Origin of the sequence: Lederbergia citrea, from assembly GCF_018343525.1 — a bacterium.
Lineage (GTDB): Bacteria > Bacillota > Bacilli > Bacillales > Bacillaceae_C > Lederbergia > Lederbergia citrea.
The window spans coordinates 1,106,248-1,131,068 of the sequence record NZ_JAGYPH010000002.1; the positions used below are offsets into that span (position 1 = coordinate 1,106,248).

The window sequence follows — 24,821 nt, forward strand, 5'->3', positions numbered from 1 at the left end:
GCACATGAAAACGGAACGCGGGAAAGTGTGGCTAGGGGTATCCGGCCTGGTACTTGATGAACAAGGGAGATGGCTTGTTGTCAAAAAGAAATACGGGGGACTACTTGGGAAATGGTCATTACCAGCCGGATTTGTCGCCCCGGGAGAGACCGCTGATGAAGCGGTTAAACGAGAAATTCTTGAGGAAACGGGAGTAGCTACCCATGTTAAAGGCATGCTCGGATTTCGGACAGGAGTTTTGGATTCTAGCATAAGTGATAACATGGTTGTGTTCCGATGTGAACCGATGAATACAACAATTATTGTCCAAGAAGAAGAGCTTGAAGATGCACAATGGATAGATCCGAATGTGTTACTGCACGATAAGCAAGCTTCAGTAATGATTCATGAAATGATTAAGGCGGGATACAGTGATTCAAAGGCTTTGATTGACGGCATAAATCCTGGGAATCAATTCGGCTATACGTCTTATAAATTATTTTTTTAATAAAATATATTGTCATAAAATCGTCGCTCAAATCTGATTGACGCTATATAAGACATTCAGTAAACTGAAAGATAGTGTAGAATCAAGGGGGAAACATCCATGCAAATGGCCATACCGGTCCTATTAATATCGATGCTACTGTTCTTTGTTTTATTTTTCGGCATTGGATTTTTACTTAATATGCTGTTGCGGATGACATGGATTATGGCGATTATTTATCCAGTTATCGCAATATTAATCATAGATAAAGTAAATTTCAGTGAATACTTCACCAATCCCGGATCATCTTTTACTAGTTTAGGTAAAAGTGTTTCTAGATTAGCCGCAGCAGATATTACTATTTTAGCTAGCGGGCTTGCAGGTGCAATCCTCTCTGGAGTAACAATGCGAGTTCTTCGCGCTAAAGGATATAGAATGTTTTAAAAGACTTTCCTAATCGAAAGTCTTTTAATTTTTCAGTCTTTTTACTGACTTTTAGAATAATTCCTCTCAAAGATGGGAAACAATACTTTGAGAGGAGTGAATAAATGTTACACGTTCAAAAGTTGGGCAGAAGGTTTTTAATGGTATTTTTATTAATTGGTGCATTGCTCTCAACATTTGAGTCAATAACAGGAATAAGTGCTAAAACATTGGCATCACAGACAACTACTAGAGCAGATGGTAGCATCTTTCCGAAAAATGCAGAGAAACAATTCAAAATAATACTAAAATCTATGTACCGTGCAGTAGATACTAATACATATCGCATCAATTTAAGTGCGAATGTGGAAAAGAAAGCTTCCAAGGATGATAAGAATTGGTCAGAATATCCTAGTAAAAAGGTAGTCGCCACCGGGTATACTGCCGGAATTGAATCAACAGGAAAAAATCCTGGCCATCCCTTGTATGGCCTGACTTATTCAGGAGTAAAAGTAAAAAGGGATCTATTCTCAACAATTGCTGCAGATCCTAAAGTGTTTCCGCTTGGAACAGTACTTTTCATTCCAGGCTATGGTTATGGGGTAGTGGCAGATACAGGTTCAGCAATTAAGGGAAATATTATAGATCTATTTTTCGAAACGGTTGATGATGTTTATAATGAATGGGGAAAGAAAACGGTTGAAGTATACATTATTCAAAAAGGAAATGGAAAATTAACCGAAGAGGATTTCACAGCATTAAAAGAAAATCAAACAATGCAAGTTTTTCGGCAAAATTTATTAAAACAAAATGGCGAGCAAAAATAATGAAAAAGAAGCAGATACTGAAGCTGCTTCTTTTTTCATTATTAAGGGATGTTGATCATATAGTCGAGAACTAATGCCCAGATGATCCCAGTCAGTCCGCCAAAAAAAACTTCGATTGGCTTGTGTCCAAGCAGTTCTTTCAGATTAATGATTTCTTTCTCTTTCTGCGTTTGGGATTTATTTCGCCAAACTTTTGTTTCTTCAAGCATCTTCTGAAAATCGGCTGAAAGCCTGTTAAGAACGGCAGCTTGTTCTCCAGCCTGTCTACGGATTCCTTTTGCATCATACATGACGATCATCGCAAAGATGGCCGTGATTGCAAAAGGTGTAGAACCGAGCCCTGTATCTAGGGCAACTGCAGTGGCTAAAGCAGTTACGGCGGCAGAGTGGGAACTTGGCATTCCCCCAGTCGAGGTAAGTAGTGACCAATCAGTTTTCCTTGTCACTAAGTAGTGAATGGGGACTTTAATTAATTGAGCAAAGAAAATAGCGGAAAACGCAGCCCAAAGCGGGAAATTAAGTAGAAGATCCATATAGTAACATCCTCTCGCATGTAGCAAATTGACTATTCCATATATATTACCACAAATCTTCAAAAGAAATCATTGCACGCAGAAAGGGTTCTTCGGCCTATATTCGAAACAGCTTTTAATTTCAGCTATAATAGAATCGGAGGTGTATTAAATGTTTAAGGTGATAAACGCGAATCCATTTGAAAGCAATCAGGAATGTATGCTAATCGGGCTGTTCGAACAGCCGGAAAAATTTACCGGACAGTTACTTGAGCTTGATGACCGTTTCGGCGGAGAACTTACGGAGCTAGTTAAATCAGGAGATATATCAGCAAAGTCGAAATCAATTTCCGTTATTCATGGTTTAGGCAAGTCAGGTATTAAACGGTTTGTTTTTATCGGGCTGGGTAGGGAAAAGGATCTGACATTCGACGCTCTTCGTGAAGCATTTGGACGTGTATGTAAAAAGTTGGATGATTTCCGCATTCGGACATTGTCCACAGCGCTTGATACATTCGTTACAGATCAAGTTTCTCCAAACGATGCTGCGCACGCATTGAGCGAGTCATACATATTAGCGACTTACATATTTTCAGGTTATAAACAAAAGTCAAATGAACCGGATATCGACATTGAGTCATTTGAAGTATTTACAAATGCTGACAGTGATGAAGTATCTGCAGCGCTTCAAGTCGGTTCTGCTCACGGAGAAGGGACGAATTCGGCACGTACCTTGGTCAATACGCCAGGCAATATGCTTACGGCTACCGATATGGCCGAATATGCAAAGAAATTAGCACAGTCGTATAATTTTGAAATTGAAATTTTGGAAAAGGCTGAAATGGAAAAGCTTGGAATGGGTGCCATACTAGCAGTCAATAAAGGATCGGCAGAGCCACCCTATATGATTGTTCTTAAATATCAAGGGAAAGACGAATGGAAGGATGTCATTGGTCTTGTAGGAAAAGGCGTGACATTTGATACCGGCGGTTATTCATTAAAACCTAAGGATGGCATTGTCGGTATGAAAATGGATATGGGCGGAGCTGCTGCAGTTTTAGGTGCAATGGAAATCATCGGGAAGCTTCGACCGGAACAAAATGTTGTCGCAGTTATTCCAGCGACCGATAATATGGTGAGTGGCGAGGCTTTCAAGCCGGATGATGTCATTACATCATTTAGTGGAAAAACGATTGAAGTCTTAAATACCGATGCTGAAGGAAGACTTGTACTCGCAGATGCAATTACATACGCAAAACAGCATGGAGCGGAGTTTTTAGTGGATGTTGCCACACTTACGGGTGGAGTAATCATTGCACTCGGTCTAGATAAAACCGGCGCACTCACGAACAATGAAGCGTTGTTTGAAGAAGTATTGGAGGCATCTTATGAAGCAGGGGAATTCATATGGCGTCTTCCTTATACAGCAAAAGATAAAGAGAGAGTGCGCAGCAGCAAAATCGCTGATTTAAATAATTCTCCGGGGCGTGAAGGACACGCCATCATGGGCGGCGCCTTTATCGGAGAGTTTGCAGAAGATACACCGTGGGTTCATCTCGATATCGCAGGGACAGCTACTGTAAAAAGCAGCCATGATTTAGGTCCCGAAGGTGCAACAGGCGTAATGGTCCGCACGCTTGCTTTGTTTGTAGAACGTTTCGGCCAGGGAGAACAATAGAAAACACCTCAAGGAGATCCTTGAGGTGTTTTCTATTGAGAAAAAAGCCACTCATGGTCTTATTCAAGCCACTCGCAGTCGGATACGAGCCACCCACGGGCAATTGCAAGCCACTCGCATTTTTCGACAAAAAATCATTGACATCAACACAAAGTAAGTGTAAGCTAAAAAATGTATTTTAGCACTCTACCAATTTAGCAAACTAAAGCAAAGTTTTGAAAGGAGATACATTTATGAACGCTGTAGTAATTGCCGTCGGTGTCATGCTGCTGCTTAGCCTGTTTAGAGTCAATGTTGTTTTTGCGTTGATAACAGGAGCTTTTGCGGGTGGACTTGTAGGCGGACTTGATGTAAAAGATACCGTCGCCGCTTTCACAGATGGAGTCGGAGGCGGAGCCAATATTGCTTTAAGCTATGCCCTTTTAGGAGGATTTGCAGTTGCAATCTCACACACTGGATTACCAAAATGGCTTGTAGACAATGTTTTAAAGGTAGTTAGTAAAAAAGAAGATTCAAGAGGAAAAGCATTATCGAAAGCACTTATTATCTTTGTTATTCTACTAATATCATGTTTTTCGCAAAATTTAATTCCTATTCATATTGCATTCATTCCATTATTAATCCCACCACTTCTTTATATTATGAATGAAATGCAAATTGACCGTCGCCTAATTGCCTGTGTACTCACTTTTGGATTGACGGCTCCGTATATTTTACTTCCAGTCGGATTTGGTCAGCTGTTCCAACAGTTACTTGCTGAAAATATACAGAAAAGCGGCCTTGATGTAAATGTAGCCGACATACCTGGAACTTTGCTCATTCCTGTTGGCGGCATGGTTATTGGCTTACTTTTTGCCATCTTTGTTTCATACCGCAAACCTCGAAGGTATACGAATGCTTCTATTGAAGAAGAAGGTAACAATACGACCTACACAATGAAGGGTATTATCTTTTCCTTCCTCGCAATTATCGTGACGATGGTCGCGCAAATCAGCACCTCTTCCATGATATTTGGAGCACTTTCCGGTATTGTTGTTTTATATTTGAGTGGTTCGGTTAAGTGGAACGAAGCTGATTCTCTGTTGACACAGGGAATGCAAATGATGGCATTTATCGGATTTGTAATGATTGCAGCTTCCGGGTTTGCTGAAGTATTGGCGCAAACAGGAGATGTGGAGAGTCTTGTAAAAAGCTCAGCAAATTTAATTGGAGATAATAAATCAGTAGGTGCGTTGCTAATGTTGATAGTTGGATTACTTGTGACGATGGGAATTGGCTCGTCCTTTTCCACCATTCCGATTATCGCTACGATTTTCGTTCCGTTGGCGCTTGAGCTTGGGTTCAGTCCATTGGCAACCATTAGCCTTGTTGGAACCGCAGCTGCCCTTGGTGATGCAGGTTCACCTGCTTCCGACAGTACGCTTGGACCGACAGCCGGTTTAAATGCAGATGGTCAGCATAACCACATTTGGGATTCATGTGTACCAACATTTTTGCATTATAATATTCCGCTCGTCATATTTGGCTGGATTGCTGCGATGATTCTATAGAAACTACTTATATGCCCATGCCATCTCCTCCTTTGTCGCATAAATAGATAAAGAGGGCTTTTAGCTCAAAGATAAAGGAGGTAACAGATGATGTATCATTATCGCGGCCCAGATCCATATAATCAACGATTCTTACCACTTTTCGGAGCACCGCTGGTTGGTGGATTTTTCGGAGGTCTGATTGGTGGAGGAATTGGCGCAGGCCTAGCAACTGCTTTTCTTCGTCCTCGTCCATATCCATACCCAGTACCCGCACCGTATTATCCACCATATGGAGGTATACCACCAGTGCCGTACGGATATGGCTATGGTGCGCCTTATAACTATTAATATAAAAGCTCTCCGATTTTCTCACGGAGAGCTTTTCATATTTTGCAGGACTTAACTAATGAACGTGGAATATAATTACTAATGGAAACGGAGTGAGGTTTATGGATTACAAAAATTCACTAATAGAAGCATTAGGAATGGAATTTATTGAAGTTGGAAAAGGCAAGGTCATCGCTACGATGCCGGTGAATGAGCAGACGAGGCAGCCTCTCGGGTATTTGCACGGCGGTGCTTCTGTAGCACTAGCAGAAACGGTGGCAAGTATCGGCGCCTCAGTGATGATAGATTTGGAAAAAGAAATATGCTTCGGGTTAGAAATCAATGCAAATCATATCCGGGCGAAGAAAGAGGGAGTCGTAACGGCTGTTGCGGAAGTGCTTCATCGAGGAAAAACTACAATGGTTTGGGATATTAAAATCAAGGATGAAGAAGATCAGCTCATATGTGTTTCGAGATGTACGATGGCAATTGTTCCGAAAAATCGACTATAAAGAAATAGTGCACCTTCAGCATATTAAGTTAGCTAAAGGTGCACTATTTCTTTTATTTCACATCACGCTATCTTTATTATCATGAAGTGAAACAAAAGCTTTTGTTTCAAACTTTAATCCAATAACTGTAATGAGATAGAGTAGTGCCAATGAGAAAGGAACGAGTAAAAATGCTTGATCAATAAAAATATAACCGAAAACAAAGGAAATTCCAGCCATTATAATGGTAAGAAATAAATATATTTTACTTTGATAAATCCAAAGATATGGCAGAAAATGCGAGGCGCCTAGAACACCGATGACCATAGGAATCAATTCATAGTGTTCCATGTAGATGACAATCCAGACTGGCAAGTAGAAACATTGAATTCCACCGATAATCCCTCCTAAAACTCCTAGCGGATTTTTACTTAGAATATTGACCTTCAGCATGTTGCCAATTAATATCGCCAGTGGAAAGATGCTCCCCGTACCAAGTAGAAAAACCAATGCTAATTGCTGATCAACGCCCATGATCAGCCCTAGAATACCCATCACTAACCAATATAAAGCCCCGGAAAGAAAAAAAGGATAGCCCTTCTTAGCTTCTACAATCAAATCGGCTTTTAACTCATCCAAAGTCATATTTTTATAATTCAAATTCACACCCCCACATACTTTTTATATTACTAATGAATTTATCATAATAATCAAAAATTTGGAACACCAAAAGAAAAAACAAAATGTGTTTCCATATTTCATCGCCCTTGTTTTACGTTATCTATGAACGGGAATTGGAAGAATAATACGAGTAAAGAAAAGAGGAGTGGAGAATAAAATGCCTTGGTCAAAAAATGATTTCCCTGATTCAATGAAAAATCTTCCTGTAGATATCCGTGAAAAGGCAATTGAAATTGCAAATGCACTTCTCGAAGACAATAAGGATGAAGGACGGGCGATTTCAATCGGGATAGCTCAAGCGAGAAAATATTATGAGGGTGATGATTATGACCGACCAGAATATCACATAACGGCGGACCATAATGATTGGGTGCTAAAGAAAAAAGATGGGAAAAGGGCAATTTTAAGAGAAGATACGAAGGAAGCACTCCTTGAAGAGGCTAAAGATTATGTAAATGATCATGACGGAATCCTTGTTATTCATAATAAGGATGGAGATATATCACAAAGATTGTATGAATAAAAGGAAGATGGCTCGTTTGAACGGGACGGCATTCCTGTCTGAGGGTAGCGCTATTAGCGCTACCCTCTTTACGTATAGTACCAATATTTATGTAAATACTGTTAATAAATTCAAAAAAGCGATGGGTTGAGAAAATCATGCACGGTTTTAAAAAGGTTAAGCAAAGACAAATAACCAACATGAAATCTGAAGAACAAAAAGTTTATTCAACAATTGAAGAGAATCAATCATATATCGAAGAAGCTTTTTACAATTCAGGCGACTTAAAAAAAAGGGAAATTACCTTTAATAAAAAGCGTGGGTTAATCTTTTTCTTGGAAACGATGACAGATTCGGAAAAAATACAAAATAGTATATTACTACCAATTGCAAAATCATCATTAAACCAAAATATCGAAGATTTAATTACTACTTCAGAGCTAATTAAGGCGGACACCCTTAATGAAGCGGTTAGGGCAATCATAAATGGATCAAGTGTGCTTATTTTAGAAAAGCGGAGCGAATTATTTCTAATTAACACAGTTAAATCAATTACACGTTCTCCTGATGAACCTGATAATGAAAAGGTTGTTCGAGGGTCACATGAGGGGTTCGTTGAAAGTCTCGACGTAAATTTAAACCTCATACGAAAACGGATACGAAACCGCCAACTTAAGATTCAATATTATGAATTAGGTTGGGAGAGCAATACTAAGATAGCTGTCTTATATATGAACGAAATTGCTAACGAATCAGTAGTTAAGGAAGTTCAAAGAAGATTAGAGTATATTTCATCAGATATGACTTTTAGTCCCGGATATATAGAGGAATTTATAGAAGATAGCCCGTTTTCTCCGTTTCAACAAATATTATATACGGAAAGGCCAGGCCGGGTTGAGGCGAACTTAATGGAGGGGAGAATCGCGTTAATTACGGATGGGAGCTCAGATGTATCTATATTTCCGGCTACGTTATTTGCTTTTTTTCAATCACCCGATGATTATAATAGCAGAATATATGCAGGATCATTTTTTCGCCTCTTGAGATTCTTGAGTTTCTTAGGAGCAATTATCTTGCCATCTTTATACATCGCTATTGTCGGTTATCATTTTGAGATTATCCCGAGTGATTTGATTCCGATTGTAAAAGCATCAATAGAGAACGTTCCTTTTCCGCCTTTTTTTGAAGCATTAATTATGGGTATAACCATCGAATTGATACGTGAAGCAGGTATAAGACTTCCTACTCCAATTGGACAAACGATTGGTATAGTTGGGGGATTAATTATTGGCGATGCAGTAGTCAACGCAGGGTTAATCTCCAACTTTATGGTCATTATTATCGCTGTAATGGCTATTGCTTCTTTTACCATCCCATCTTATGAGATGAGTAATACGATTCGATTATTGACCTATCCTCTTATGATTCTTGCAGCTACTCTTGGCTTTGTCGGTATCGTTTTTGGTTTAATGTTTATCCTTATTCATTTATGTAAATTAGAATCTTTTGGTTCTCCATATTTGGCGCCTTTAGCTCCTTTACACTTTAAAGAATTAAAGGATACGTTTATTCGTTTTCCAATTTGGATGCAAGACAAACGTCCAAGGGAGATGCGACCACAGAAGCTTCTTAAACAAAAGGCATCAAGAGGATGGGAAAGAAATGAGAAATAAAAAGGAAATCACTAAATTTCAACTTGCATTTGTGATTATACAAGCTCAAATTGGAGTAGGTGTTATCTCCTTACCATACGAGATTTCTAGGTATGCGAAAGGAGATAGTTGGATATCTGTTTTACTAGCCGGTCTAATCGTCCAAGGAATCATCGTATTAATGTGGATATTAATGAACCGTTTTCCATCTCGTAATTTTTTTGAGGTTCTTCAAATATTACTAGGAAAATTTTTAGGGAAAATTGCTGCGCTATTTTATTGTATTTATTTTATATTGCTCGGAAGCACAGCACTCGCTACATATGGGTATATTCTTCAAATCTGGATGTTGCCTTTAACACCTACTTGGATTCTCCTTCTTCTTATGGCTTTAGTGGGAATTTATACCGTGAAAGAAGATTTGCGTATCATGGCGAGATTTTTCGTTCTTGCTTCGGTTGTGCTAATTGTGTTCCTGGCTTTATCTGCTTTTGCACTAAAGAATGCTAATTTTACAAATATTCTTCCCATCGGGAGCAGTGGTTTTTCATCCATTATTCAAGGGATAAAACCAGCTTTTTATTCGTTCCTAGGTTTTGAAATTTTAATGATTATCTTTCCTTTTATTCAATCATCAAGAGGTGGAATACTAAAAGCTGCGTCGATTGCAAACTTGTTTGTAACCTTATTTTATACCTTTCTAGTACTCATCAGTTTACTTCTATTCAGCCAAAAGGAAATGAAATTAACTCCTGATCCGATCTTTTATTCAATAAAATCGATTTCTTTTAAAATTATCGAACGGCCGGATTTATTATTTACATCGATGTGGATTGTTTTAGTCGCCACCACATTTATGAATATTCTATACTGTGCTTCATCCGGTCTCACCTTTGTCATGAATGCTAAAGAAACGAAGAAATTCGTATTTGTATCCGCAACTGCATGTTTTCTTATTTCAGTAATTTTCAAAGGGAAATTCGAGATAGCGTCAATTGCTAAAATAATTTCTCAGTTAGGGATAATATTCGTTATTATTATCCCAATTTGTCTTCTTCTCATTTCGCTTATTTTTACTAAGAAAAGAGGAGCTGACAGCCAATGAATTCACGACTTCCTTTACAATGGTTAATTATTTTTGTATTTCTGTTAACGGGTTGTTGGGATCAACGATTATTAAAAGACCATAGTTTAATATTAAGTGGTGGATACGACAAATTAACCGACGGGAGAATTAAACACACTGTCACCTATCCCATTACAACAGGACAGAAAGAGGCATTCCCGGAAAAAAGTATCGTTGTTTCTGTCATTGGACAAACGGCAAGAGATGCAAATGTCAGAATGGACAAAAGAATCGCTGAAAAGTTTGATGCCTCAAAAAGCGATATTTTTATTTTTGGTGAGGAGCTAGCTAAAGGGGGAATCTATTCAGCCCTGGATACAACATATCGAACTTTGAGAGGTCCATTAAACGCTCGAGTAGCTGTTGTAAAGGGTGAAGCGTTCGATGCTCTTTCTCTTCAACCTGAAGATACACCTCTTATTACTGATTATTATTCTGAGTTGCTAAGAAGTGCTGAGCAAGGTGGAATTTCAAGAAACCATAATGTTCGAGCTGTTGGTTCCCTTATTTTATCTGAAGGAAAAGATTTTATGGTTCCTTATTTGAAGGTGATGACTGAAGAAAACCGTGCAGATGTGGAAGGGCTGGCTATGTTTAGTGATGATAAACTGACAGGTAAGTTAGGAATAAAAGAATCGACCATGTACATAATCTTAGCTGATCAAAAAAAGAAAAATTTATCCTTAACAATAAAGGTTAATAATGATAAAAAGAACCATGATAAAAATTATGTGAATGTAGATATCCTCAAAATTAAAAGGAAATTGGAAGTTAACGAAAATAAGGGGGAAATAGCAGCTAACATCCATTTAGATGTAACGCTGGGAATTACGGAGTATGCAACCGATCAATTGTATGAAAAAAAAGAGATTGAAAAACTCAATAAAAAAATACAGCGTGAATTAAATAAATTGGCAGCAACGACCATAAATAAAATGCAAGGGGCTAATTGTGACGCTTTAGGGATAGGTGAAAGAGTAAAAGCATACCATAATCAAACTTGGAAAGTACTTGATTGGGAAAAGGTTTATCCAGAAATACCGATAGAAATTCAGTTTAAATCGGCAATCATCAATCATGGAATTACCAATTAAAAAAGAATGGCAGCCCTCATAAAATGGAGGCTGCCATTCAATAACTTTCCCTTACATTTTCGTGTTCATGTCTAATACTCCACCAAAGAAGGCCGAATGCGAATAAGAATAAAGCACCTGTTACATAAAAGACGGAGGAAATCCCTGCCTGGCCTGCTACAATTCCGCCAAGAGCAGGTCCAACCACATTTCCAAGGAAGCGGAAGCTTTGATTATATCCAAGTACTTCCCCTTGCATCTCAAGTGGTGCCTCCATTCGAATATAAGCGGTAATGCAAGGGAGCATGCCACCTACGGCCATACCAAATAAGAATCTTAATAGAACAAGCTGCCAAAGTTCGGTCACAAGCGCTTGTGGAACAATTAATATCGCAGCGAGCGCCAGAAGAATCATTAATACTTTTTCGTACCCAATGTCATCTCCTAGTTTTCCCCATTGCCGAGTGAGAAGCAAATTGCCAAACCCGGTTGCTGAAAATGCTAAACCTGACAGAAAGGCTACGCTGCCTACTCTCGTCAATTCGCTTACATAAAGAGCGAGGAGGGGTTGAATGCTGAAATTACCTACTTGAATAATTAAGGCAATAATCATCACCATGATGAGCATGCGACGATTTAGGATTAATTTGATCACGTCTTTTCGAGTGTGAGGATTTCTTGTTTTTACATTTTCAGGCTGTTTAATTTCTTTGATGCCGAATAAGACGACTGTTGTCGCAATGATAATGGAAGCAGCTGTGATGATGAATGTGTATTGAAAGCCGAAAGTGTCTGCCATCATTCCGCCAATCAATGGTCCGAAGAGACTTCCTGCCACATTGCCCATTTGAAGAGTGCCAAGTGTTTTACCAGCTTCATTTTTGGATGTTTGTTTTGATATGAGGGCAATAGAGGTTGGGATGAAACCAGTGACCACACCCATGAGCATTCTTAAAATGAAAAGACCCATGACACTGTTCATGATACCCATGAAGAAAATGGAGATGGCAATTCCGTATCCGGTTATAAGGAGAATCGGCTTAAATCCATATTTATCACCAACCCTACCCCACAGAGGTGATACTAAAAAGGCGGTCAAAAAAGTAACACCAAAAACAAAACCTGACCACCGCTGAACATAATCGCTGCTGAAATCTCCAAATGTACTAATATACAGGGAGATAAATGGAAGAACCATCGTTGCACTAGCTGCCACTAGGAAGTTACATATCCACATAATGAGCAGATTGCGCTTTTTGATACTAATATAAAACACCTTCTTAAATATTAATTATTTCGGTTTCCTAAATATTAGTATAAATTAAACGTTGTAAAATTCAACCTTGTAGCCTCGATAGCAGCAGCGTCAGTAAGTAAAAAAATGGCCCAATCGACCTGATTGGGCCTCTGTTTATTCAAATTTAATGGAATACATTAGTTCATACTCTTTTATGACACCTCTCAAAGCTTCGAGGCTGCGCATGTAATATGCGTCTTCCGGTTTAGACTCCAATTCTCCGGATAATTTTTCAACGGCAGCTTTCAATGAATCGTTATAATTAGGAAACTCTCCTTCAAAAGGCTTTACCATTTTTAACGGAATATTCGCCTGTTCCCGAAAGGCAAGTGCCTTCCTTTCGTGGAAAAAAGGGACATCAACTTGATTTGGGTTGTGTAAATCACCTTGTTTCGGATGAGTTAACACTGATAAAATGCGAACTGTGTATGTATCTTGTCGTACATTGGTAATTTCTCCAATATATTTGCCCGTTTTATTAAAAGCTGTTACAATTTGTCCAATTTCCATGAAATAACCTCCTCCTGTATAATCCTCCAATACTCTCTATTATGAGATAGTCGTTTGGAAAATGAAAGAAGGGTGATTTTTTTCTGGAAATCCTGTAAAGTGTTTTTTGGAGGGCTTGGTTATGAAGAAATTTCAAGGAATGTTTTTTATTTTGCTTTTCATTTTCACTTTAAGTGCCTGTGGTACAAAAAATGGAAGCGAAATAAAGCTAACGGATGAAGAAGTAACGAGCAATGATCAATCTGAGAAGAAAGAAGGAGATGCAGAAATGACTGAACAAGTAGTTTATCCACAATTAACAACAGAAGTGGCTGAAGATGAAAAATTGGTGCAAATGAATACAAATATGGGCTCCATCAAAATCAAACTTTTTCCAAAGCAGGCACCTAAAACAGTAGAAAACTTTGTGACTCATGCAAAAGATGGCTACTATAACGGAATTATCTTCCACCGTGTTATTCCAGATTTCATGATTCAAGGTGGAGACCCAACTGGAACCGGAAGAGGCGGAGAAAGCATTTACGGAGATTCCTTTGAAGATGAATTCTCTATGGAGCTTTTCAACTTACGTGGTGCCCTTTCGATGGCAAATGCAGGCCCTAATACAAATGGCAGCCAATTTTTTATTGTCCAAAACAGCAAAATGGATCCACGCTTGAAAAGCCAACTTGAAAGTGCGGGATTCCCGAAAGAAATCATCGATGCGTACATTGAAAATGGCGGAACGCCGCATCTTGACCACAAACACACAGTGTTTGGACAAGTAGTTGAAGGGATGGACGTTGTCGACCAGATTGCAAATGTAAAAACTGCTCCTGGAGACAAACCTCTTGAAGACGTTGTGATTGAAAGTATCGATATTATTAAAGAATAGCGAGAAGCCGCCATTTTGGCGGCTTTTCATTTCTTTTCACAATATTGTCGTTGGTGTTGAAAGACATAAATTGATATAATTTGAGTATATCGATAATGGAAAGGATGTTTTCCTTGATCTCTATCATCAATTCTTTTGTTCTATATATGCCATTTCTATATTTCCCCGAAGATAAATCGGAATATATTCCCGCTGCTATCACTATGACGATATTTGGAATCGTTGCTATACTTACTTTTGTGCTGATAAAAAGGGTTTCTAAAAAGCAAGAGGCCAAAACAAAGGAATTAGAAGAGCAGATTAATCGCGAACGGCAAAACGAGCATCTATGAGATAGGTGCTTTTTCTAATTCATCGGATAAATCACTTTTTTCATGGCAACAATGAGGAGAAAATGGATCTTTGACGGAGGGTTAAGCGTGAAAAAGTATTTTTTGCTCATTGTTTGCCTTTTTCTAATAGGATGTACAAATAAACTTCCAAAAGAATTAGACATTGATATGAAAAACGGAGATGGAGATTCACTCGGGAAAATTAAGCTTAAGGAGCAGGCTGCAGGGGTTAAATTCTCCGTAAATCTAAAAGGGCTGTCACCAGGCGAACACGCCATCCATATTCATAATCAAGGAACTTGTACACCACCTGAATTCCTTTCAGCGGGAGATCATTATAATCCCGATAAAAAAGAACACGGACTTCTCAATCCAAAAGGGGCACACGCTGGGGATTTGCCTAACTTAGTTGTCGGAGAAGATGGAAAAGCGAAGGTGTCTTTTACTGCGAAAGAAGTTACTTTGGAAGAAAGTAAAAAAACCTTATACACAAAGGACGGTACATCGATCGTTATTCATGCTGGAACAGATGACGGAATGACACAGCCGGCAGGGGATTCTGGAGAAAGAATAGCATGTGGAGAAATATCAAAAGATCGAAAGCCAGTAAGTAAGAAGCCAAATAAGACGAAGCCTAAGCCGATGTAAGGATAGGGCAGATAGATTAAATACTATCTGCCTGCAACATTCACTCTAACTAAATGCCTGTTTCAGCCTTTTTAGCCCTTCTTCCACAATCGAGCGATGACAAGCTATATTTAGCCGAATAAAGTTTTCGCCGCCTGGTCCATAGGCATCTCCGAAATTTACTGCAAGCTTGCCTTTTTCCAGCAATTTTTCAGGCAACTCTTTATCTTCCAAGCCGGTTTTACTACAATCAATCCAGATGAGATAGGATCCTTCTGGTTCAATCACTTCTAGCTCAGGAAGATTGGCTGCTAATTCCGTTTTGACAAACTCTATATTTGAACGTATGTATGCAAGTACGTCATCCAACCATTGCTCACCGTGTAAATAAGCGGCTTCCATTGCAATGGTCCCGAAAGTATTTAATGTAAAAAAGCCCTCTTTCATATGGATTTCGGATATCTTTTTCCGCATGTCTTCATTCGGTACAACCATAAATGATGACTGCAAACCTGCAAGGTTAAAAGTCTTGCTCGGAGCCATAAAGGTTAGTGTAAAGTCCGCATAAGAAGGCTCTAAAGAACCAATGGGGATATGTTTAAACGGAGGAGCTACAAGATCGGCATGTATTTCATCGGAAGCAATGATAACACCGTATTTTCTACAAAGCTCGGCCATTGTTACGAGTTCATCTTTTGTCCATACTCTTCCTCCGGGATTATGCGGGCTGCATAATAAAAATAACTTTACTCCGCTTTTTAACTTTTCTTCAAAATCATTGAAATCTATTTCATATCTTCCATTTTTCATTTGCAAAGGAGAATTAACTACCTCTCTCATATTGTTTTCAATCATATTAAAAAAAGGAGTGTAAACTGGTGACTGCAGAAGAACTTTATCTCCCGGTTCAGTAAAGGCCCGAATCGCAGTACCAATCGATGGAACAACTCCAGGGCTGTACCTTAGCCATGCAGGTTTGATTTCCCACCTATGGCGTTTTTTTATCCAGCTGACAATCGCATTTTCAGTGCTCTCTTCCACAATCGTATAGCCGAAAATCCCATGCTCCAAGCGGTGTTTCATCGCCTCGAGCACTGGTTCAGGCGGACGAAAATCCATGTCGGCCACCCACATTGGCAGTAAATCATCCTTTCCGAAGACGGCTTTCATACCATCCCATTTCACCGATGAAGTATTTTTTCTATCAATAAACTTGTCCATTTTATTTCTCCCTCCTTGAGTGAAAAGCTCATTTCTCCAATCATATGTCTACAATAAATGAATTTCAAGAAAAGGATTGATCACTTTGGATAAAATTCTGAATTTCTTCAAACACCTCTTCAGGCTTTTCTTCAGGAATTAAGTGGCCGGCTCCTGAGAGGATGACAAGCTTTGAATTTGGCAAATCATTGGCAAGGCGCTTGCCAATATCGGGGGGCACGACACGATCATGTTCTCCCCATATAAGCAGGCAGGGTGTATCAATGGTAAGGAGCACCTTAGAGTCAAGGTCTCCTTCCCGATGGCGAATCATTTTTGTAAGCGCGCGGAAAATATACGGATCATCAAAAGGTGCCGAATAACCGTTAATCATTTCTTCATCTATGATCGCTTTATCATAAACAACATGATTTAAATTGCCGATCACACCGGTTTTTCCTAAATGGTATTTCACGAATCGATGAAAAAATGGTAGATAGGATGATAATACGAGGTGTTTCTTAGATCGTGGCAAATATCCCGAACTGGATAAAAGTATGCCTTTTTTGATAAAACCAGGTCGCTGATTCAGCATGTTTAAAACAATTTGTCCCCCCATAGAGTGACCGGCGGCATATATATTTTGATCACCCATTTTCTCAAGCAACTGAAGCACTGTTTTTGAAACGCTTTCATAAGAATAGCGATAATTCCTTGCTTTACCGCTTTTTCCAAATGGAGGGAGGTCTATCAAAATAAGATTAAAATCTTTAATCAATAACGGTACGAGCTTACGGAAGCTAAAGGAAGACGATAAAAATCCATGCAGCAAAACAATGGTATTTTTCGATTGTGAATGAAGGTATTTTTCATAATAAAGATCAATGTCATTGATCTTAACGCAATGGGTAGAAGGAATTTCCTGCATTGTATCACCTCTTAATATATACTTTACCCTGTTTTAAGAAGAAAATAAAAACGACTGTGAAACAAAATAGAAAAAAATTGCAAACATAAAGAGGTTTGAAAGGGTTTGCTTGGGGAAAAATTTCTATAAGCCATGTGGAACAACTTTGATTCTAAGCATTCTCTATGTTATAATTTACAATTGCGTAAAATAGGAGAAAATCTAATATAAACTAGGAGTGTTTCCATGACTACAAAATATGAAACAGGCGATGTAATTACAGGAAAGGTAACAGGTATTCAAGCGTATGGAGCGTTTGTTGCGCTAGACGACCAAACACAAGGGCTTGTCCACATTTCTGAAATTAAACATGGCTTTGTAAAAGACATTAACGAATTTTTATCAGTCGGGGATGAAGTAAAGGTAAAGGTACTGAATGTTGATGAGGCAAAGGGAAAAATTAGCCTGTCGATTCGAGCAACAGAAGAAGCACCGAAGCAACAACAGGAGCCAAAAAAACCTCGTCGCCAAGGTACGGTGAAAACAGAGGACACTGGAAATGAAGGCTTCAACACGTTAAAAGATAAGCTCCAAGAGTGGATCGATCAATCTGAACGAAATGATTTAATAAAAAAATAATTTTCCAGGAGAGGATATCCTTCATTTAGGGGGAGATCCTCTCTTTTTTGTCACTAGTAATAATATCGCTCGGATTGAAAATATGTTACTATTTATTTGACCGAAAATAAGTCACAAGGGGAGGAAATAACGTGATTCCTTATAAACATGAACCTTTTACAGACTTTTCAAAAGAAGAGAATAAACAAGCATTTGAAGCAGGTTTACATCTGGTAAAAAGCTATCTTGGTCAAGAGTATCCGCTCATTATTGGCGGTGAACGCATTACTACTGAAGAAAAAATAGTGTCTGTTAATCCATCTAATAAAGAAGAAATAGTCGGCCGTGTATCAAAAGCAAACAAGGAGCTTGCAGAAAAAGCAATGAACAGTGCACTTGCAGCTTTTGAGACATGGAAAAAAACAAAAGCCGAATTTCGAGCAGATGTTTTATTTAAAGCAGCTACGATTATTCGTCGCCGTAAACATGAATTTTCCGCACTTTTAGTGAAAGAAGCAGGGAAGCCTTGGAATGAAGCAGATGCAGATACAGCAGAAGCGATTGACTTTTTGGAATATTATGCACGGCAAATGATAGAGTTAAAGGATGGAAAACGTGTAGAAAGCCGTCCCGGTGAATACAATCGCTACGATTATATACCGCTTGGTGTAAGCGTCGTCATTTCTCCTTGGAATTTTGCGCTTGCTATAATGGCAGGAACGACTGTTGCCGCAATGGTAACCGGAAATACGGTATTATTAAAACCAGCATCAACAACGCCAGTAATAGCAGCAAAGTTTATTGAAGTACTAGAAGAAGCGGGTATGCCAAAAGGGGTCGTCAATTATATACCTGGAAGCGGCTCTGAAGTAGGAGACTACTTGGTAGATCATCCGAAAACGCGTTTTATTAGTTTTACAGGATCCCGGGAAGTGGGGACTCGTATTTACGAGCGTGCCTCGAAAGTGAATGAAGGCCAAATTTGGCTAAAGCGTGTCATCGCCGAAATGGGCGGTAAAGATACAATCGTAGTGGACAAGGATGCCGACCTTGAATTAGCTTCCCAGTCCATTGTTAAATCTTCCTTTGGATTTTCAGGTCAAAAATGCTCGGCGTGTTCACGTGCAATTATTGTGGAAGATGTATATAATCAGGTGCTGGAACGTGCCGTTGCGTTAACAAAGGAATTAACAATTGGGAATCCGGAAACTCAGGCTCACTTTATGGGTCCCGTAAATGACCAAAATGCGTACGATAAAATAATGAATTATATAGAAATTGGCAAGGAAGAAGGAGAACTAAAGGTGGGTGGAGATGGAGACGACTCTAAGGGCTACTTCGTAAACCCAACGATTTTCGCCGGGCTTGATCCGGAAGCACGATTAATGAAAGAAGAAATTTTTGGACCTGTTGTTGCTTTTGCAAAAGCAAAGAATTTTAAAGAGGCCATTCAAATTGCGAATAACACAGACTTTGGATTAACCGGTGCAGTTATTACGAATAACCGTGAACATATGGAGTTTGCCCGCCAAGAATTCCATGTCGGCAATCTGTATTTCAACCGTGGCTGCACAGGCGCGATCGTCGGCTATCAGCCATTTGGAGGATTTAATATGTCCGGTACAGATTCAAAAGCTGGGGGTCCAGATTACCTCCTATTGCATTTACAGGCAAAAACCACGTCTGAAATGTATTAATTCTCTTCACAAGTCATAAATTCGACAGGGGATTGATAGAGATGACGATAAATACAAAAGAAATAATAGAACAAACCGATAAATACGGTGCGAAAAATTATCATCCGCTTCCAATTGTTATTTCGGAAGCACAAGGGGTATGGATAAAAGACCCTGAAGAAAAAAAATATCTGGATATGTTGAGTGCATATTCGGCGGTTAACCAAGGCCACCGCCATCCAAAAATTATTCAAGCTTTAAAAGATCAAGCTGACAGGGTAACATTGACCTCCCGCGCTTTTCATAGCGATCAACTTGGCCCTTGGTATGAAAAAATTTGCAACCTGACGAATAAAGATATGGTATTGCCAATGAACACTGGCGCAGAAGCAGTGGAAACAGCAATCAAAGCTGCGAGGCGCTGGGCGTATGAAGTAAAAGGTGTTGCTAATAATAAGGCTAAAATCATCGCTTGTGAAGGCAATTTTCATGGAAGAACAATGACTGCAGTTTCCCTTTCCTCTGAAGAAGAATATAAAAGTGGCTTCGGACCAATGCTTCCTGGTATCCAGCTGATTCCATATGGCGATCTAGAAGCACTGAAACAGGCAATTACTCCCGAAACAGCAGCATTTTTGATTGAGCCTATCCAAGGAGAAGCCGGCATTATCATCCCACCTGCCGGATTTTTGAAAGCGGCTTATGAGCTTTGTAGAGAAAATAATGTTATATTTATTGCTGATGAAATTCAAGCAGGACTTGGACGCACCGGAAAAATGTTTGCCTGCGATTGGGATGGCGTCGAACCCGATATGTATGTGTTAGGGAAAGCGCTAGGGGGCGGAGTATACCCAATCTCCTGTGTGGCAGCAAACCGTGACATTCTCGGAGTCTTTAACCCAGGATCACATGGTTCTACCTTTGGAGGCAATCCGCTCGCATGCGCAGTGTCAATTGCAGCCCTTGAGGTAATTGAAAATGAAAAGCTTTCCGAGCGATCGCTTGAACTTGGGCAATATTTTATGTCAAAATTAAAAGAAATCGAACATCCGGCGATAAAGGAAGTAAGAGGCAAAGGGTTATTCATTGGTGTCGAGTTGACTGAAAATGCACGCCCATATTGCGAAGCTTTAAAAACAGAAGGGCTTCTTTGCAAGGAAACACATGACACCGTCATCCGCTTTGCACCTCCATTGATTATTACAAAAGAGGAATTGGATTGGGCGATTGAACGTATTAAAAAAGTTCTTTCATAATGATATAATTAATCTGATTACACAATAAAGAGGCGAAAAAAACGATGGCAGAAAATCTAAACTTATTTACATCAACACAAGAGGTAATTAAAGATGGCCTCAACAAGCTTGGTTTTGGCGAAGAAATGTATGAGCTCCTTAAAGAACCGATGAGAATGTTGACAGTCCGGATTCCAGTTCGGATGGACGACGGTTCAGTTAATGTTTATACAGGATTTCGTGCACAGCATAATGACTCAGTTGGCCCAACAAAAGGCGGTGTCCGTTTCCACCCAGAAGTGACTGAGGAAGAAGTAAAGGCAATGTCCATGTGGATGAGTATTAAATGCGGGATTGTCAATCTTCCATATGGTGGTGGTAAAGGCGGCATCATTTGTGATCCACGTACAATGTCGATGGGTGAAATTGAACGTCTCAGCCGTGGATATGTTCGTGCAATCAGCCAAGTGGTTGGACCGACAAAAGATATACCTGCACCAGACGTGTACACTAACTCCCAAATCATGGCTTGGATGATGGATGAGTATAGCCGACTTCGTGAAAATGATTCTCCAGGTTTTATCACTGGGAAACCAATCGTGCTTGGTGGTTCCCAAGGCAGGGAGAAAGCAACTGCCCAAGGTGTAACAATTTGTATTGAAGAAGCTGCAAAGAAACGTGGAATAGATTTGAAAGATGCAAGAATTGTCATTCAAGGGTTCGGTAACGCAGGAAGCTTCCTGTCTAAGTTCCTTTATGATGCTGGGGCAAAAATCGTAGGTATCTCTGATGCCTACGGAGCACTCCATGATCCAGATGGACTTGATATTGATTATTTGCTTGACCGCCGAGACAGCTTTGGAACAGTAACAACATTATTTGAAAATACAATAACAAATAAAGAACTATTTGAACTTGATTGTGACATTATTGTACCAGCAGCGGTCGCCAACCAAATAACTGCTGATAATGCACCTAATATTAAAGCCTCCATTGTGGTTGAGGCTGCTAATGGCCCGACTACTGAGGAAGCAACAAAAATTTTAACGGAACGAGGTATTTTACTTGTTCCAGATGTTTTGGCAAGTGCAGGAGGCGTAACCGTATCCTATTTTGAGTGGGTTCAAAACAATCAGGGCTATTATTGGACTGAAGAAGAAGTGAATGAAAAACTACAAACTAAGCTTGTCAACGCATTTGAAAATGTCTATAATACGGCCGAGAGTCGCAGAGTAAATATGCGTCTTGCGGCATATATGGTAGGCATGCGTAACGTAGCGGAAGCATCTAGATTTAGAGGATGGGTTTAAGAACAAAAGCGGAAGCGCCTAAAATAGGCGTCTCCGCTTTTCTTATTTCTTGAAAATCTTTTCATGTTCAGCTAGAGTATTACCATATAGGTTTTGCGACCATTTTGGGAGGTATATCATGGGACATATTAAGTTAGATTATTCAAAGGCACTTGGTTTTTTTGGAGAGCATGAAATTACCTATTTGCAAGCAGCTGTACAAACTGCGCATAATCAATTGCATGAAAAGACTGGAGCAGGCAACGATTACCTTGGGTGGATTGACCTCCCGGTTGACTACAATCGTGAAGAATTTTCCCGCATTCAAAAAGCGGCGGAAAAAATTAAGAGTGACAGTGATGTATTGCTAGTAATCGGCATAGGCGGTTCTTATTTGGGTGCTCGTGCAGCCATTGAAATGCTTAACCACAGCTTTTACAATGCTCTTCCGAAAGATAAGCGAAAAACCCCACAAGTTCTATTTGTTGGAAATAATATTAGTTCTACATATATGACCGATGTGATGGACCTGCTAGATGGGAAAGATTTTTCTATTAACGTTATTTCCAAGTCAGGTACTACGACAGAACCTGCTCTTGCATTCCGGATTTTCCGTAAATTGCTCGAAGAAAAATACGGAAGAGAAGAAGCTAAGTCAAGAATATATGCAACGACGGATCAAACAAAAGGTGCACTCAAGACTCTTTCTAATGAAGAAGGCTATGAAACATTTGTCATTCCGGATGATGTCGGTGGCCGATATTCTGTATTGACAGCAGTTGGATTGCTCCCTATTGCAGTAAGCGGTGTTGAAATCGAGGAAATGATGAAGGGGGCAGCTGATGCACGAGACGAATTCAGTAGCCCTGAACTTGAAAAAAATATCGCTTATCAATACGCGGCGATCCGAAACGTTCTTTACAATAAAGGCAAAACAATCGAAATGCTCATTAATTATGAACCTGGGCTGCAATATTTTTCAGAGTGGTGGAAACAGCTATTTGGAGAAAGTGAAGGAAAAGACCAAAAAGGAATTTTTCCTGCATCGGCTAACTTTTCAACAGACTTGCATTCGCTTGGACAATACGTACAAGAAGGTCGCCGTGATCTGTTCGAAACCGTCATTAAGGTTCAATCGTCACGACATGAAATTGTCATTGAAAGTGAGGCGAGCGATCTAGACGGATTGAATTATCTTGAAGGCAAAACCGTTGATTTCGTGAATGATAAAGCTTTTGAAGGTACATTATTGGCTCATACAGACGGCGGGGTGCCAAACTTAGTCGTTGAAATTCCTGCAATGGACGCATACACATTTGGATACCTAGTTTACTTCTTTGAAAAGGCATGTGCCTTAAGTGGTTACTTACTCGGCGTCAATCCATTTGACCAACCAGGCGTGGAAGCTTATAAAGTGAATATGTTCGCACTTCTTGGAAAACCGGGCTTTGAAGAGAAAAAAGCAGAGCTGGAAAAACGTTTATAATTTATGAAGTAAGGAGGCCCTTCGACTGATCGAAGGGGCCTCTTTTTCTTCATATTGATAAAAAGTATAGCTTTTGTTTTCTTTGGGACAATAAAAGAAAACAAAGGAGTGTGCAAAAATGATTCAAATTGAATCAACGCTGGAAGGCAGACGGTTTAATTTACATAAGCTTGAACAGCTACTGAAGCCAAAAGGCTATGTGATTGGCGGGAACTGGGACTATGACAGGGGATTCTTTGATTATAAAATGGCTGACGACGGTGGATATCAATATTTACGTATACCATTTACCGCTGTTGAGGGTCAGCTTGATTCTCGTGGTGTGATTGTCAGTATGGGAACCCCATTCGTAATATCACATGTATACCAAAAAGGTCTTGATGACCATGCGGATAGCAGTAATATGTCGGCTGCTTTTAATCAATTTTCTGAGCCGCAGGATCCTGACGGAACGATTGATGAACAGTATGTACAAATGGGAAAAGAGCTTATTCAGGAAATAGAATCCTTGCTAGCATTTTGAAAAAAAATGGGAGGCTTTTTCGGTTGAAAAAGCCTCCGCTATAAAGATTATTGAGATTTGATGCGAAGTGCTACAACATCCCTGCAGTTTACGATTATTAACTCGTCATGTTCTTCGTGACATTTTGTAAAGTTTGCACAGCAAGAATCGTCATCAAAGTCAATGAACCTTACATTTCGAATTTCTTCGCTGCTTTTTAAAAATAAGTCTACTCTCTGTAGCTTTCTCAATTCAGCTATTTCTCTACAGATACAACTTCCGCAACGACGTCCCTCTCTTTCGAATTCGCGACCGCGTTCATGCTCGCAACGTTCGCAACCACGTTCATGCTCGCCTCTTTCTTCACGACATTCGCATTCTACTCTTCTCCGACGTCGTCTGCGGGATTCTTCCCTTTCAAAAAAATCATCGTCATGCCACATTTACGAATCGCTCCTTATTATTTTTTAAAGCCTATCGGCCTTTGTTAATAATATATTGACGAACGCCGTGCATTGATTGGACAGACAGTCTGGTTAAAATGACCATTTTTCATATACTTATCTATATCGAGAAAGTTTTTGCTGCTGGAAGCGTTGACAAATAGATGAAAGGTTTCTACATGCATGAAAAAACCTATCATGTACATTAGAGCCGTCCGGTTCCCTTTATTTACTAGAGAGAATTTTTGCTACCTGCTAAAAGTCATCAAAATCTCTTTCGCACTCACGCTCTTCACGAATACCTCTCACATCATCAAAATCATCGCAGAATCGCTCATGTCTTACTTCCCGACATTCACAAATAAACCTTCTCCGACGCCGCCGTCTGCGCTCTTCTACACCTCTTACTTCTTCATCAAATTCAAAAAACATACATATCCCACTCCTTAATATTTTTAAAAGCCGATCGGCCTTTGTTAGTAATATATTGAGAAGTAAAGTGCATTGCTTGGACAGACTGTCTGGTGATATCGAA

Annotated in this window: 27 protein-coding genes; 20 read left to right on the forward strand and 7 right to left on the reverse strand. The window is 39.5% G+C overall.

Features of this window, described 5'->3' with window-relative positions:
• Positions 1 to 4: 4 nt before the first annotated feature.
• The 3 genes from KHA88_RS14350 (at position 5) to KHA88_RS14360 (ending at position 1,716) form a co-directional block, all read left to right on the forward strand.
• The gene (locus KHA88_RS14350; RefSeq protein ID WP_213097945.1) at positions 5 to 487 is read left to right on the forward strand and encodes an NUDIX domain-containing protein; all 483 of its coding nucleotides are present in this window, start codon (positions 5 to 7) and stop codon (positions 485 to 487) included.
• 99 nt (positions 488 to 586) lie between these two features.
• Positions 587 to 910 (forward strand): YuiB family protein, encoded by a 324-nt coding sequence (locus KHA88_RS14355; RefSeq protein ID WP_213097944.1) that lies wholly within the window; start codon positions 587 to 589, stop codon positions 908 to 910.
• Positions 911 to 1,014: 104 nt separating this feature from the next.
• On the forward strand, positions 1,015 to 1,716 hold the full coding sequence (locus KHA88_RS14360; RefSeq protein WP_213097943.1) for a 3D domain-containing protein: 702 nt from the start codon (positions 1,015 to 1,017) through the stop codon (positions 1,714 to 1,716).
• Between the two features lie 41 nt (positions 1,717 to 1,757).
• Here KHA88_RS14360 and KHA88_RS14365 read toward each other — a convergent pair whose 3' ends face one another.
• Positions 1,758 to 2,249 carry a divergent PAP2 family protein gene (locus KHA88_RS14365; RefSeq protein ID WP_213097942.1) on the reverse strand — a complete coding sequence of 164 codons (492 nt, stop codon included), beginning with the start codon at positions 2,247 to 2,249 and terminating at the stop codon, positions 1,758 to 1,760.
• A gap of 151 nt (positions 2,250 to 2,400) precedes the next feature.
• Here KHA88_RS14365 and KHA88_RS14370 point away from each other — a divergent pair, with 151 nt between their 5' ends.
• The 4 genes from KHA88_RS14370 to KHA88_RS14385 all read left to right on the forward strand — a co-directional run bounded on the left by KHA88_RS14370 (position 2,401) and on the right by KHA88_RS14385 (position 6,277).
• Positions 2,401 to 3,906, forward strand: coding sequence for a leucyl aminopeptidase (locus KHA88_RS14370; protein ID WP_213122267.1), 1,506 nt, complete (start codon positions 2,401 to 2,403; stop codon positions 3,904 to 3,906).
• Positions 3,907 to 4,139: 233 nt separating this feature from the next.
• Positions 4,140 to 5,456 (forward strand): Na+/H+ antiporter family protein, encoded by a 1,317-nt coding sequence (locus KHA88_RS14375; protein ID WP_213097940.1) that lies wholly within the window; start codon positions 4,140 to 4,142, stop codon positions 5,454 to 5,456.
• A gap of 87 nt (positions 5,457 to 5,543) precedes the next feature.
• A complete protein-coding gene (locus tag KHA88_RS14380; RefSeq protein ID WP_430413659.1) occupies positions 5,544 to 5,786 on the forward strand; it encodes a hypothetical protein in 243 nt (80 codons plus the stop codon).
• A gap of 101 nt (positions 5,787 to 5,887) precedes the next feature.
• The gene (locus tag KHA88_RS14385) at positions 5,888 to 6,277 is read left to right on the forward strand and encodes a hotdog fold thioesterase (RefSeq protein WP_213097939.1); all 390 of its coding nucleotides are present in this window, start codon (positions 5,888 to 5,890) and stop codon (positions 6,275 to 6,277) included.
• 57 nt (positions 6,278 to 6,334) lie between these two features.
• Here KHA88_RS14385 and KHA88_RS14390 read toward each other — a convergent pair whose 3' ends face one another.
• Positions 6,335 to 6,916 (reverse strand): DUF7010 family protein, encoded by a 582-nt coding sequence (locus KHA88_RS14390; protein WP_213097938.1) that lies wholly within the window; start codon positions 6,914 to 6,916, stop codon positions 6,335 to 6,337.
• A gap of 178 nt (positions 6,917 to 7,094) precedes the next feature.
• Between KHA88_RS14390 and KHA88_RS14395 the strand changes: the two genes are divergently transcribed.
• From KHA88_RS14395 to KHA88_RS14410, 4 genes are all read left to right on the forward strand, one after another.
• The gene (locus tag KHA88_RS14395; RefSeq protein WP_213097937.1) at positions 7,095 to 7,460 is read left to right on the forward strand and encodes a DUF2188 domain-containing protein; all 366 of its coding nucleotides are present in this window, start codon (positions 7,095 to 7,097) and stop codon (positions 7,458 to 7,460) included.
• A 179-nt stretch (positions 7,461 to 7,639) separates the two neighbouring features.
• The gene (locus KHA88_RS14400; protein ID WP_249313128.1) at positions 7,640 to 9,112 is read left to right on the forward strand and encodes a spore germination protein; all 1,473 of its coding nucleotides are present in this window, start codon (positions 7,640 to 7,642) and stop codon (positions 9,110 to 9,112) included.
• Complete coding sequence (locus KHA88_RS14405; RefSeq protein ID WP_213122268.1) at positions 9,102 to 10,196, forward strand: GerAB/ArcD/ProY family transporter; 1,095 nt, start codon at positions 9,102 to 9,104, stop codon at positions 10,194 to 10,196. Before KHA88_RS14400 ends, KHA88_RS14405 begins: the two co-directional genes overlap by 11 nt.
• Positions 10,193 to 11,311: a Ger(x)C family spore germination protein gene (locus tag KHA88_RS14410; protein ID WP_213122269.1), complete on the forward strand. Its 1,119-nt coding sequence runs from the start codon at positions 10,193 to 10,195 to the stop codon at positions 11,309 to 11,311. The genes KHA88_RS14405 and KHA88_RS14410 overlap by 4 nt, the downstream gene beginning before the upstream one ends.
• 37 nt (positions 11,312 to 11,348) lie before the next feature.
• On the opposite strand, the gene KHA88_RS14415 is transcribed toward KHA88_RS14410, so the two are convergent.
• Positions 11,349 to 12,557 (reverse strand): MFS transporter, encoded by a 1,209-nt coding sequence (locus KHA88_RS14415; RefSeq protein WP_213122323.1) that lies wholly within the window; start codon positions 12,555 to 12,557, stop codon positions 11,349 to 11,351.
• A gap of 144 nt (positions 12,558 to 12,701) precedes the next feature.
• The gene (kapB, locus tag KHA88_RS14420) at positions 12,702 to 13,097 is read right to left on the reverse strand and encodes a kinase-associated lipoprotein KapB (RefSeq protein ID WP_213122270.1); all 396 of its coding nucleotides are present in this window, start codon (positions 13,095 to 13,097) and stop codon (positions 12,702 to 12,704) included.
• A gap of 121 nt (positions 13,098 to 13,218) precedes the next feature.
• On the opposite strand from kapB, the gene KHA88_RS14425 reads away from it, so the two are divergent.
• The 3 genes from KHA88_RS14425 to KHA88_RS14435 all read left to right on the forward strand — a co-directional run bounded on the left by KHA88_RS14425 (position 13,219) and on the right by KHA88_RS14435 (position 14,951).
• The gene (locus KHA88_RS14425) at positions 13,219 to 13,971 is read left to right on the forward strand and encodes a peptidylprolyl isomerase (RefSeq protein WP_249313131.1); all 753 of its coding nucleotides are present in this window, start codon (positions 13,219 to 13,221) and stop codon (positions 13,969 to 13,971) included.
• A gap of 146 nt (positions 13,972 to 14,117) precedes the next feature.
• Positions 14,118 to 14,303, forward strand: a complete 186-nt coding sequence (locus KHA88_RS14430) for a hypothetical protein (RefSeq protein WP_430413716.1) — start codon at positions 14,118 to 14,120, stop codon at positions 14,301 to 14,303.
• A gap of 87 nt (positions 14,304 to 14,390) precedes the next feature.
• Complete coding sequence (locus tag KHA88_RS14435; RefSeq protein ID WP_346729188.1) at positions 14,391 to 14,951, forward strand: superoxide dismutase family protein; 561 nt, start codon at positions 14,391 to 14,393, stop codon at positions 14,949 to 14,951.
• 45 nt (positions 14,952 to 14,996) lie between these two features.
• On the opposite strand, the gene KHA88_RS14440 is transcribed toward KHA88_RS14435, so the two are convergent.
• Both KHA88_RS14440 and KHA88_RS14445 read right to left on the reverse strand, forming a co-directional pair.
• Positions 14,997 to 16,151 carry a MalY/PatB family protein gene (locus KHA88_RS14440; RefSeq protein ID WP_213122272.1) on the reverse strand — a complete coding sequence of 385 codons (1,155 nt, stop codon included), beginning with the start codon at positions 16,149 to 16,151 and terminating at the stop codon, positions 14,997 to 14,999.
• Positions 16,152 to 16,215: 64 nt separating this feature from the next.
• Positions 16,216 to 17,058, reverse strand: coding sequence for an alpha/beta fold hydrolase (locus KHA88_RS14445; protein WP_213122273.1), 843 nt, complete (start codon positions 17,056 to 17,058; stop codon positions 16,216 to 16,218).
• A gap of 225 nt (positions 17,059 to 17,283) precedes the next feature.
• Between KHA88_RS14445 and yugI the strand changes: the two genes are divergently transcribed.
• The 6 genes from yugI to KHA88_RS14475 all read left to right on the forward strand — a co-directional run bounded on the left by yugI (position 17,284) and on the right by KHA88_RS14475 (position 23,864).
• Positions 17,284 to 17,676: a S1 domain-containing post-transcriptional regulator GSP13 gene (gene yugI, locus KHA88_RS14450; protein ID WP_213097929.1), complete on the forward strand. Its 393-nt coding sequence runs from the start codon at positions 17,284 to 17,286 to the stop codon at positions 17,674 to 17,676.
• A gap of 131 nt (positions 17,677 to 17,807) precedes the next feature.
• Positions 17,808 to 19,352 (forward strand): L-glutamate gamma-semialdehyde dehydrogenase, encoded by a 1,545-nt coding sequence (pruA, locus tag KHA88_RS14455; RefSeq protein ID WP_213122274.1) that lies wholly within the window; start codon positions 17,808 to 17,810, stop codon positions 19,350 to 19,352.
• 41 nt (positions 19,353 to 19,393) lie between these two features.
• Entirely contained in the window at positions 19,394 to 20,587 is a 1,194-nt protein-coding gene (locus KHA88_RS14460; protein WP_213122275.1) for an ornithine--oxo-acid transaminase, read from the forward strand.
• A gap of 44 nt (positions 20,588 to 20,631) precedes the next feature.
• Positions 20,632 to 21,876 (forward strand): Glu/Leu/Phe/Val family dehydrogenase, encoded by a 1,245-nt coding sequence (locus tag KHA88_RS14465; RefSeq protein ID WP_213097926.1) that lies wholly within the window; start codon positions 20,632 to 20,634, stop codon positions 21,874 to 21,876.
• Positions 21,877 to 21,994: 118 nt separating this feature from the next.
• Positions 21,995 to 23,341, forward strand: coding sequence for a glucose-6-phosphate isomerase (locus KHA88_RS14470; RefSeq protein WP_213097925.1), 1,347 nt, complete (start codon positions 21,995 to 21,997; stop codon positions 23,339 to 23,341).
• A gap of 118 nt (positions 23,342 to 23,459) precedes the next feature.
• On the forward strand, positions 23,460 to 23,864 hold the full coding sequence (locus KHA88_RS14475) for a YugN-like family protein (RefSeq protein ID WP_213097924.1): 405 nt from the start codon (positions 23,460 to 23,462) through the stop codon (positions 23,862 to 23,864).
• A 677-nt stretch (positions 23,865 to 24,541) separates the two neighbouring features.
• Here the strand turns inward: KHA88_RS14475 and KHA88_RS14480 are convergent.
• On the reverse strand, positions 24,542 to 24,718 hold the full coding sequence (locus KHA88_RS14480) for a hypothetical protein (RefSeq protein WP_213097923.1): 177 nt from the start codon (positions 24,716 to 24,718) through the stop codon (positions 24,542 to 24,544).
• Between the last annotated feature and the right edge of the window lie 103 nt (positions 24,719 to 24,821).